General features: G+C 67.7%; 8 protein-coding genes. 1 reads left to right on the forward strand and 7 read right to left on the reverse strand.

The annotated features are described in order from the left end of the window. The first annotated feature begins 142 nt into the window (after window positions 1–142). Window positions 143–811, forward strand: a complete 669-nt coding sequence (locus K8I04_00005; GenBank protein MBZ0070102.1) for an adenylate kinase — start codon at window positions 143–145, stop codon at window positions 809–811. A gap of 359 nt (window positions 812–1,170) precedes the next feature. Here the strand turns inward: K8I04_00005 and K8I04_00010 are convergent, their stop codons facing one another. From K8I04_00010 to K8I04_00040, 7 genes are all read right to left on the reverse strand, one after another. Next, window positions 1,171–4,089 (reverse strand): PD-(D/E)XK nuclease family protein, encoded by a 2,919-nt coding sequence (locus tag K8I04_00010; GenBank protein ID MBZ0070103.1) that lies wholly within the window; start codon window positions 4,087–4,089, stop codon window positions 1,171–1,173. A gap of 40 nt (window positions 4,090–4,129) precedes the next feature. Then, the gene (locus K8I04_00015) at window positions 4,130–4,453 is read right to left on the reverse strand and encodes a ferredoxin family protein (GenBank protein ID MBZ0070104.1); all 324 of its coding nucleotides are present in this window, start codon (window positions 4,451–4,453) and stop codon (window positions 4,130–4,132) included. 120 nt (window positions 4,454–4,573) lie between these two features. Beyond that, the gene (locus K8I04_00020; protein ID MBZ0070105.1) at window positions 4,574–5,656 is read right to left on the reverse strand and encodes a diguanylate cyclase; all 1,083 of its coding nucleotides are present in this window, start codon (window positions 5,654–5,656) and stop codon (window positions 4,574–4,576) included. A gap of 19 nt (window positions 5,657–5,675) precedes the next feature. Then, on the reverse strand, window positions 5,676–6,731 hold the full coding sequence (locus K8I04_00025) for a chemotaxis response regulator protein-glutamate methylesterase (GenBank protein MBZ0070106.1): 1,056 nt from the start codon (window positions 6,729–6,731) through the stop codon (window positions 5,676–5,678). Between the two features lie 17 nt (window positions 6,732–6,748). Further along, complete coding sequence (locus K8I04_00030) at window positions 6,749–9,037, reverse strand: hybrid sensor histidine kinase/response regulator (protein MBZ0070107.1); 2,289 nt, start codon at window positions 9,035–9,037, stop codon at window positions 6,749–6,751. Continuing rightward, window positions 9,034–9,738, reverse strand: a complete 705-nt coding sequence (locus K8I04_00035) for a chemotaxis protein CheW (protein ID MBZ0070108.1) — start codon at window positions 9,736–9,738, stop codon at window positions 9,034–9,036. The genes K8I04_00030 and K8I04_00035 overlap by 4 nt, the downstream gene beginning before the upstream one ends. Continuing rightward, window positions 9,735–10,136: hypothetical protein (locus K8I04_00040; GenBank protein ID MBZ0070109.1), on the reverse strand; the 402-nt coding region annotated here is incomplete at its 5' end. The genes K8I04_00040 and K8I04_00035, both read right to left, overlap by 4 nt.

Below are 10,136 nucleotides of genomic sequence, written 5' to 3' on the forward strand. Positions count from 1 at the left end.
GCCGTGGGGTTATGGGTTTTTCTTATGGGCGGATCATCACAACTTTCCCCCGGACGACCGTCCTAACCGGTACTATAGGCCCACCCGAGCGGCAGCCTGGCTGCCCCGCCCGTCCTGTTCACCTTACACGCGGAGATTTGAGATGCGATTGATTCTTTTGGGCGCCCCTGGCGCTGGCAAGGGCACGGTGGCCAAGCTGCTGACCGCCCTCGATGGTTCGGTACAGATCTCAACCGGCGACATCCTGCGCGGTGCGGTCAAGGACGGCACCGCGCTGGGCAAGAAGGCCGATGGCTACATGAAGGCCGGCGATCTGGTGCCGGACGATCTGATCCTGGGCATCATGGCCGAGCGCCTGCAGCAGCCCGACTGCGCCAAGGGTTTCCTGCTCGACGGGTTCCCGCGCACCATCCCACAGGCTGACGCGCTGAAGAAGATGCTGGCCGATCTGAACATCAAGCTCGACGCCGCCGTCAACCTGGACGTGCCGCGCGACGTCATCCTGGACCGCCTGACCACCCGCCGCACCTGCTCCAATCCGAGTTGCCAGGAGATCTACAACGTCAAGAGCAAGCCGCCGAAGAAGGAAGGCGTGTGCGACAAGTGTGGCAGCCCGGTGATCCAGCGCGACGACGAGACCGAAGAGGCCATCAGCAAGCGCCTGGACACCTACAACGAGAAGACCGCACCACTGGCCGAATTCTACCGCAAGGAAGGCCTGCTGCTGGATGTGAACGCCACCTCCAGCGACATCGTGGTCAACACCATCAAGCACAAGCTGGGTGTCGGCTGCTGCGGCGGCTGTTCCTGAGCCACCTGTGACGCCGGCATATCCACGCCGGCAGCTGCGGGAGAAAAAGGGGCCGAAAGGCCCCTTTTTTTTGGTGTGCCCGGCAGGCTACACCGATTTGGAGATGAAAACTCCAGTGCAGATCGATCGTCACTGCTGTCCCGTAAGCCAAAAACAATATTTGCCACGGAAGCACACGGAAAAACACGGAAGATATTGAATGAAACCGTGTCACGAAGTGCTGTCTCAGCGCTTGGCAGGTGGCGAGGGATGTCGTCTAAAGCCCGTGATCCTATAATTATTTTTCCGTGTTTTTCCGTGTGCTTCCGTGGCAAATATTGTTTTTCGGTTTATAGGACAGCCGTGATCGAACACCGTTATTACCAGGCCTCGCGTCGGCAGATGCCACTCATGGTGCAGCGCCGGCAGGTCTGCGGATCACCCCAGGCGGGCAGGGGCTGCCCCGCCGCGATGGCGGTCTGGGTCTGTTGCAGACGGATGGCGACGGCACTGCGCAGGGCCTCCAGTGCAGCGTCGTCCAACGCCCCGGCGGTGCGCACCGGCGCCTCGTCCAGGCGCAGATATTCCACCCGGGCGACCGCGCCCTCCGTCAGCAGCGCGTAGAACGGCAGCTGGACCGCCTCGCCGCTGTCGATATCGCGCTGCGAGGGCAGCTGGCGTCCCGTCTTGTAGTCGACGATGGCCAGCTGTCCGTCGGCAGCGCCGTCGGTGGCGCGGTCGATGCGATCGAGCCGGCCCCGGAGGGTACCCACTTCGCCGCAGGGCCGTTCGCGGCGTGCCTCCACCTCGTGGACCTGCCAGTGCGTCACGCGCTCGATCTGCCAGTCGATGTAGTCGGGGATCAGCCGCCACCACAGTTTCAGCCAACCGCGGTGCTGGAAGTTGTCCTCGAGATCGCGGGCGAACACCTGCTCGGTGATCGTCTGCAGATGTGCGATCGCAGCGCTGCGGGTCATCGCATCCAGTGGCCGGGTGAACGGAGCGGGAAGACCCTTGACGCTGCCGTGGAAGGCCTGCAGGCAGCGGTGCACGCGTTCGCCGTAGTCGGACTTCTGCAGCAGTTCACGCACCGTCTCCGCGGGTGCGAGCCGCAGACCGTCGGCCGCGAAATAGAGGTAGGGGCAGTCGATCAGGTGCTGATGGCTGCTGGCGCTGACCGTCTCGGGCAGCAGCGCGCGCGGCAGGCTGGGCCGTGGCTGCACCGGCCGGACCGGCAGTGGCGCGGGCTGCGGCGGTCTGATCTGGACGTCCGCGTCGAGCAGCGCCTTGAGTTCGCGGTCCTGCAGCGAGTGACCGAAGGCGAGCCGGTGCAGCCGTTCGAGGATCTCGATCCATGGGGCCGGCAGCAGCGGCTCACCCTGTTGCTCGCGATGCCAGGTCAGCAGCACGCGTGGTGCCGCCTCCAGCAGCCGCCGGAACTGGTACAACCGCCGGTCGAGGCGCTCCTCCCAGGTGGGCAGGCCGAGTTCACGGCGCACGCCGGCGTTGAAGAACGGCGTCGCCCGGTCGCTGCCCGGCAGGTGCGCGCGGTCGCAGGCGCAGAGCACGACGGCATCGAAACTCGGCAGCAGCGCCTGATCGAGGTCGAACAGCTGCACCGGCCCCTCCGCGAGCCCCGGACGGAAGGTGTTCTCCTCCAGGGCGCGGCCCAGCCAGATGCGGAACTCGGCCCAGTCGAGCGCGAGCGGCGTGTGCCGCGCGGCGGCGTCCAGTTCCTCCCACAGGGCCAGCAGGCGCTGGCCCGCCGCATCCTCTTCCAGCAGTGCCCATGCCCCGAGCCGCTGCAGGCTGTCGCGCAGGGCTGCCAGATAATGCCCGGCCGGATGGGTACCGACACGCGCGTCGAGCAGCGGCCGGGCGGCCGTACCGATGCGGTCGAGCAGGGCGTGCAGTGCCGCCACCGATCCCGGCGACCACGCGTGCAGGCGCTGGCGGCGGTATTCGATGTGGCGGCGATAGCGTTCCAGGCCGCGCGCGATGTTCTCGTGTTGGATGATGTCGTGCTCGAGGCGGTAGACGCAGGCCAGGTGTTCGGTGCGCTCCGTCGCGGTGTACAGGAACGGCGACTTGAGCACGTCCAGCAGTGGCTGATGGGCGAAATCCTCTTCACAGCACTGCAGCCAACGCTCCACGCAGGCGGCGGCGCTGGTGGTCGACAGCGCCCAGCCGCCGCTGTCGGCGAGCGGCACACCGGCACGCTCCAGCAGGGCGCGCACGCGCCGGGCGAGACGCCGGTCCTCGGTGACGATGCCGATGCGGGTCCTGCCCTCCAGCAGCCAGCGGCGCACCTGCACATCGACGGCCCGGGCCTCGTGCTCGGCGGAATCCGCGGCGAGCATGGCCAGGCGCGCGGCCACAGGGCTCTCTGTGAATGCGGCGTGCAGCTGCGCGGCACGTTGCCGCAGATCGCTGTCAGTCTGCGGATACACGGCGTCCAGGCAGCGTGCGCCCGGCGCAGCCGGTGCGGCCTGGCCGTGGTCCGGCCCATCATCAGGTCCAGCGTCCCGCCACGCACGCCACGCCGACAGCGTCGCGTCGGCGCGCGTGCGGCGTACCGGCGGGTTGCCGTGCAGGAGCAGCGTGGCGCGCCCTGCCGCCAGGCGCGCGTCCACCCAGGCCTGCTCCGCCGGGATCAACGCCTGGTGACCGAGGATGAAATAGTACGGCTCGGTGGGCACGATGCCGTGCCGGGTGCGCAGCGCATCGAGATAGTGGACCCAGGGGTCGGGTCGGCCGAGTGCCTCGGTCTGTTCGCGCCAGGCCTGCCACAGGCGGTGCACGATCTCCGCCTCGCGGGTGAGTGCGGCCGGCGGTTCGCCGTGGATGTCGTAGCCTGCCGCCAGGCGCACGGCGAGGTCCGCGGCGGTCGCCGGCAGGGCGGTATGACAACGGCTGAGTTCGTCGAAGAGTTGCAGCAGGCTGTCGGCGACCCGCCAGGGATCGTCGTCACCGAACAGGCCGCGGTGCTGGCGCAGGGCCTCGACCAGCAGCAGTCGGCGTGCCGGTTCGCTGAGCGGGGTGCGGGTATCGGCGGGGTCCGCGCCACCGGCCTCGATCCAGGTACGCAACGTGGTCACGCGCAGGCCCAGCAGGGCCCGGTGCCCGAGCGTCTGTGCCTGCGCCGCCAGCCGGGCGCGCAGCAGGGGTGCGGTCAGGACGTCCGGCAGCAGGGCGATGTAGCCGGACAGGTCGGGCAGGCTGTCCTGCGCCTGTCGGAGGATGACCTGCGCCGCACGTTCCAGCAGATCTTCGTGATAGGGGAGCAGGTGCAGCGTCATGTCAGCGCCCTGTGCCGGCACCGTCCGTCAGCGCTCCCCGTCAACGCTCCAGGTAGTCGAGTTTGTCGGGCTTGCCGTTCCACTCGTCGGCATCGGCGGGCGGATCTTTCTTCTGCGTGATGACCGGCCATTCCGCCGCCAGCTCCGCGTTGAGTTCCAGGAAGTGTTCCTGGTCCTCTGGCACGTCGTCATCGGGGAAGATGGCCTCCGCCGGGCACTCCGGTTCGCACAGCGTGCAATCGATACACTCTTCCGGGTCGATCACCAGGAAATTGGGCCCCTCGTGAAAACAGTCTACCGGGCAGACCTCCACGCAGTCGGTGTACTTGCACTTGATGCAGTTTTCGGTAACGACAAATGTCATGACATGCTCCCGCAATCGGAATACGGAGCCCGGCGGTGCCCTGGTCAGGCGGCGGGTCGAGGCGCCAATGATAGAGATTGGCGGCGTGTTTGGCGAGCGCCCCCAGGTCGTGAATGTGATTTAGGAACGTGCCTGGTTGCGCTTCGAGCCGGCTTCGTCCTGGTCGTCGCAGGCGGCCACCACGATCCGGTTGCGGCCGTCTTTCTTGGCGCGATACAGGGCATCGTCGGCGGCGGTGAGCAGCCTGTCAGGGTCCTCGCCGCCGCGCGGGCTGCGTGCGGCGATGCCGATGCTGAGCGAGATGCGGTCCGCGACCTTGGAGGCGGCGTGACGTACGTCCAGGTGGGCGACAGCCTGACACATCTGAGTGGCCACGTGCCGCGCACCGTCGGCGTCCGTCTCCGGCAGGATCACGGCGAATTCCTCCCCGCCGTAGCGCGCCACCACATCCGACGGACGATGCGCAATCCGATCGAGCGTCGCGGCGACCGCCTTCAGGCAGTCGTCACCCGCCTGATGCCCATAGCTGTCGTTGAACGCCTTGAAGAAGTCGATATCGATCATCAGCAACGCAAGTTGCGTACAGTGGCGCAGCGCGCGCTGCCATTCGAGATCGAGCATCGTGTCGAACTGGCGGCGGTTGGCGATACCGGTCAGACCGTCCAGCGACGACAGGCGTTGCAGCTCGCGGTTGCTCTCCTCGAGTCGCGCATTGCTGTTCTTCAGCTGCTGCTGCAGATCGTGCAGGGCCTGATAGGCGATATCGCGTTGCAACTGGGCGAGATAGCTGCGCGAATGGGCGCGGATGCGCGCCACCAGTTCCACCTTGTCTGGCAGTTTGACCAAGTAGTCGTTGGCACCCTTGCTGAAGGCCTCGCTCTTGATGGTCGGGTCGTCCTTGCTGGACAGTACCACCACCGGGATGTCGCTGGTGGCCGGGTCTTCGCGGTAGGCGTGCAGCAGTGCCATGCCATCCATTTCCGGCATGACCAGATCCTGCAGGATGATGGTGGCCCGCAGACACTCGGCGGTCGCGACGGCCGCGTGCGGGTCGCCGCAGTAATGGAATTCGATATCACCTTCGTCGGCGAGCATGCGCCGGATACCCTCGGCGATCATGGCCTGATCGTCGACCAGCAGCACGACCGCCCGGTGGTCGGTGGGCAGGGCGTCGGTTCCAGTGCGGCTGGGGGTGGAGGTCATCGGTGAGGGGAGCCTGTGTTTATCGTGTAGTTAGCGTCTGCTGCAAGAATTTCAGGAGGGCCGGGGCGATCGCGTCCAGGGGCAGGATCTCGACCGCCGCCCCCAGTTCCGCGGCGGCCTTCGGCATACCGTAGATGGCACTGCTCCCCTGATCCTGCGCGACAGTATGACAGCCGGCCTCGCGCAGGGCCAAGAGCCCGCTGCCGCCGTCGCGACCCATGCCGGTCAGCAGCACGCCGATGGCCGTCCCCCGCCAGTGCCGGGCCAGGCTGTGGAAGAACACGTTCACCGACGGGCGATAGGCGTAATCGGCGGGCTCCGCCGTGTAGTCGAGGCTGCCGCCGGGTGTGAGGATCAGGTGGTCCTCCCGCCCGGCGACCAGCACCTCGCCGGGCCGCGGCCGGTCGCCGGGCCGGGCCAGCCGTACCGGCAGCGGCGTCTGCGCGCCGAGCCAGCGGGCGAAGCTGGCGGCAAACTGCACATCGACATGTTGCACGACAATGACGGCGGCGCCGAGGGTGGGCGGCAGTCCGTCGAGGAGGGTCTGCAGCGCCGCCGGTCCGCCGGTGGACGCACCGATGGCGATCAGCGGCGGACGGGCCGGCGCCCCGATCGCTGCCGGTAGCCGGCGGACCGGTACCGGCGCCGGTGTGTGGGCGCCGGTCGCGGTACGCCGCGGTGCGTCGATGAGCTTGGCGACGGTGTCGATTTTGTGCAGCAGGGCGGCCTGGCCGTCGCCGTCGCCGTTCATCTCGAGGATCGGGGTATTGATGGCATCGAGCGCACCCGCCCCCATGGCCTCGAAGACCTGGGCGGCGTTGCCGTCGACGCTGGCCGTGACCACCACGATGGCGCAGGGTGTGCGGCGCATGATCTCCCGGGTCGCCGCCACCCCATCCAGGTTCGGCATGATCAGATCCATGAGCAGGATATCGGGTCGGTCTTCGCCGCAGCGACGCACGGCCTCGGCGCCATCCTCGGCGATCCAGGCGACCTGATGGCGCCGGCTGGCGGCGATGACCCGTCGCAGGCTCTCGGCGGCCATGGCGGAATCGTTGACGATGGCGATGCGCATACCCTTGCTGTCTCCCGTCAGGCCTTGCCGATCAGATCGGCGACGGCCTCGAGCAGCGTCTCGTCGTGGAAGCTGCCCTTGGCCAGGTAGTAGTCGGCACCGACCTCCAGTCCGCGGCGGCGATCCTCCTCGCGATCCTTGTAGGACACGATCATCACCGGCAGCGATTTCAGTGCCGGGTCCTTCTTGATTAAGGCGACGAACTCGAAACCGTTCATACGTGGCATGTCGATGTCGCTGATCACCAGGTCGTAGCGCCCGGTGCGTACGGCGTTCCAGCCATCCATGCCGTCCACTGCGACCTCGACCACGTAACCGCGATTGACGAGCATGCTGCGCTCCACCTCGCGTACGGTGATGGAGTCATCCACGACCAGGATGCGTTTGGCCGCAGGCTGGGTATGCGCCGCGGTTTCACCTGCGCGCAGGATGCGATCGAGCCGCCCGCCGGTGACGAGGATGTCCACCGAACGCAGCAGATCCTCGACGTCCACGATCAGGCAGGGATCGCCGTTCTCGAGAATGGATGCGGCGCTGATGTCCTTGAGCTTGCCGAGCCGCGGATCCAGTGCATGCACCACCAGACTGCGCTCACCGAGGAAGCGGTCCACCACCAGACCGTAGCGGTCGAGGCGCTCGCCGAGCACGATGATGGCGACCTCCTCGTCATCCGGCGGTGCGCCTCCCAGCCCGAGCACCTGATTGGCGGCGACCAGGCCGACGTGCTGGCTGCCGAGCGTGAAGTACTGGCGCCCCTCCATGGTCTCGATGGCCCGGCGCGGCAGGCGCAGGGTGCGATGGATCTGTGCCAGCGGGAATGCATAGGGCTCGCCGGCGATCTCGACGAGCAGCGCGCGGATCATCGACAGTGTCAGTGGCAGCTGCAGATGGAAGCGCATGCCCTGGCCGGGGCGCGCCGTGGCATGCACGATACCGTGCATCTCCTGCACCGTGCTGTGCACCACGTCCAGACCGACGCCGCGGCCGGAGAGTTCGGTGACCTGGTCGCGCGTCGAGAACCCTGGCAGGAACAGGAATTCCATGAGTTCCGCCTCACTCAGATCGGCGGCCATGTCGCTGGACACCAGTTTCCTGGTGACGATGCGGTCGCGAAGTGCGCTCATGTCCATCCCGCGGCCATCGTCCGCGACGACGATGGACAGCATGCCGGCGCTGTGCAACGCCTCCAGACGGATGGTCGCCTCTGCCGGCTTGCCGGCCGCGGTGCGCGCCGCCGGCGTCTCGATGCCGTGGTCGATGGCATTGCGCAGCAGATGGTGCAACGGTGCCTCGAGCCGCTCCAGGATGTCGCGGTCGACCTGCGTCGCCAGGCCGAGAATCTCGAGGCGCACCCGCTTGCCCAGGCTGTGCGCCAGATCACGCACCCGGCGCGGGAAGCCCTGCACACCATCCGCGAACGGCCGCATGCGGCTGGCAAGCACTTCACGGTTGAGGCGGCTGGCGAGGGCGTGGCTGCGACGGTCGTATTCGTCGAGTTCGTTGAGGCGTTCTGCGAGCTGTTGGCGGCAGGCGCCGGCACGCTGCAGGATATCGGCGAGCAGGGCGTGCGCGTAGTCGTTGCTGTGTGCGTCCTGGAGGGTATCGCGCAGCCGGTCGAGCAGGCTGATCAGTTCCGTGTGGCGGTGTTTGAACTGGACCAGGGAATCGGCATAGGGCCGCAGCCAGCGCGACTCGACGCGGACCTCGCCGGCCAGCCCCATGAGGCGGTTGAGGCTTTCGGCCGAGACGCGGATTGTGTTATCGACGTGGGATCCGGGTGGCCCGGCGCCGACCGTGGCAGCCGGCGGGGCAGTGGGGTCTCCGTCGCGAGCGGGCGTTGCACGAGAGGGTGGCTCGTCCGTGGCCGTGGCGGTCGCGTGTGTGTCGGTCCCAGCTGCGGCAGTCCCGGCTGCGGCGAGGATGCCGTGCAGCGCATCCAGCACCGGTGCGAGTTCCTCCTCGCGGACCTCGGCCCCGTCGGAGCGGCTCGCCTCAGCGGCGATGTGCCGGAGCATATCCGTGCCCCGCAGCAGCTTGTCGATGGCCGCGGTCGGCAGGGGCAGGTGGTCGTGCTGCGCGGCCACGAACACGTCTTCCATGACATGTGCGATACGGACCGCCGGCTCGACGTCGACCATGCGCGCGGCGCCCTTGATGGAGTGCGCGGCGCGCATGAGCGCTTCCAGCGCATGGCCGTCATCGGGCTGCGTTTCCAGGATCAGCAGGTATTCGCTCAGGCGGTCTGCCTGGGTGGCGACCTCGGAGCGGAACAGCTCGCGCATGGAGAAACCCTCCAGGCCGCTCATGTCAGACTCGCGTTCAGGGCCTTGAACAGAAGGTCGGCATCCAGGCAGGCGACATGTGCATCGCGCCAGGGGAGCACGCCGCTCGTGTAGCTCGCCGTGGCCTTGCCGAGCGTCGCTGGAACCGCTTGCAGCTCGCCGGGAGGGTGGTGATGCAGGCCGTGCACCTCGGTGACCGGGAACACATAGCGGTTACCCTGGTCACCGATCAGCAGCATACGGTCGGCGATGCCCACGCTGCTGACAGACCGCGGCTGAGCACCTTTTTCCAGGCCGAGCAGCGCGCCGAGTGACATGCACAGCTGCAGTTCGCCGCGGATGTTGACCAGACCCCGCACCATTGAACGGGCGTGCGGCAGCCGGCGGATCGGCCGCGCCGAGGTGATTTCGCTGACGATACGGCTGGGGATGGCCAGCCATTCGTCGCCCAGGCGGAAGATGATGCAGGACTCCGTATCGGTTTTCTGCCGGAGTTTGGGTTCGGCCAGCACGCGGGCCCATGTGTCCCGGTAGCCGGGCGGGATCTCGCGCTGCAGGATCTGGCGCCCGGCCGCGGCATAGTGTTCGCAGTTGCGGCAGTGGATGACGCGGGCCAGTTGTGGACAGATCTCGTCGCCACGGCGCCATACACCGATGCGGTTCCAGCAGTCGTCGACGGTCATGGGGGGCACGTTGGCGTCGGGAGGGGTGAGCGGCTCGTTCATGTGCCGCCGGCGCTGCGGGCCGCCTCCTGCCTGCGTTCGAAACTGCGCCGGGCACGCTGGCGCAGCAGTTCGGCATTGGCGTGGTCACCTTGGCCTTCCAGGAGTGCCGCCAGATGGGTCAGTGCCTCGTAGTGTGTCGGGTCCAGGTAGATGGCCTTGCGCAGGCACGCCTCCGCCGCGTCCGGTTCGCCGGCCGCCTCGCGCAGCAGACCGAGCAGATGAAAGGCCCGGGCATCGGGTCCCTGCTCGCGCAGATGGCGTTCGCAGAGCCCGGCCGCCTCGGCCAGCTGACCTGCGTTCGCCAGTTGCGTGGCGGCGGCCAGCACCGGGACGCACGGTGGTGCGGCCGATGCGCCCGTGGGTGCCGCGGCCACGGGCGCATCGGCCGGACGCCGGGC

This window comes from Gammaproteobacteria bacterium (assembly GCA_019911805.1).
Taxonomy (GTDB): domain Bacteria; phylum Pseudomonadota; class Gammaproteobacteria; order Thiohalobacterales; family Thiohalobacteraceae; genus JAHJQQ01.